The sequence below is a fragment of the Methylobacterium sp. WL103 genome, from assembly GCF_008039885.1.
GTDB classification, from domain to species: domain Bacteria; phylum Pseudomonadota; class Alphaproteobacteria; order Rhizobiales; family Beijerinckiaceae; genus Methylobacterium; species Methylobacterium cerastii.
Map to the genome: position 1 here is coordinate 1 of NZ_VRUX01001163.1, position 675 is coordinate 675.

The following is a 675-nucleotide window of genomic DNA, read 5'->3' on the forward strand; positions in this document are numbered from 1 at the left end:
CGCCTCACCCTGACGAGCCCGCTCGCCGGGTTGGCAGGCGAGGCGATCGACGTGGCGGGCATCGCCCGCGCGATCGAGGCGCACGGGATCGCCATCGCCGGCCTACCGCCGAAGACCCTGGTGCTGATCGAGGGCGCCGGCCTCGATCCGGCGGAGATCGCGGCCGACATCCACGTGCGAGCGGTCGGACCCGGCGTGGCGGTTTTGGGCCTCGCCGAAGTGTCCGGCGTCGCGTGGGTCGGAACCTGGGACGCTGAGCGGGTCGCGCCAGCGGTCGCAGCGCTGTTGAGCAGGTTCGCCGCGAGCGGCCATCGCCGCGTCCGCGACCTTTCGGCCGACGCGCGTGCCGAGATGGTGATGGCTTTGTCGGCAAACGGCGCGACGCTCTTCCCCCCCTCATCTGGGGAGGTGAGAGGGAAAGGCGCCTTCTCCGGTGAAGCACCGCCATTCCTCCCGATCGAAGCGCCCTTCGGACGCTGCACCGTGGCGATGCTCGTCCGGCTGGCGCAGGTCGCGGACGACCTGGACGCGGACGACATCCGCGTCTCGCCGACGCGCGGCTTCGTCCTGCCGGTGCGCGGCCCGCGGTCGCAGTGTCGGTGCGATGCGGCGGCCGAACTCGCCGCCGCCGGCTTCGTCACCGCGCCCGACGACCCGCGCCGCGCGGTCGCCACC

Annotated in this window: 1 pseudogene; it reads left to right on the forward strand. The window is 73.5% G+C overall.

Annotation, left to right across the window (positions count from 1 at the left end):
- Positions 1 to 675: pseudogene (locus FV222_RS30370) on the forward strand (precorrin-3B synthase); the annotation flags it as partial.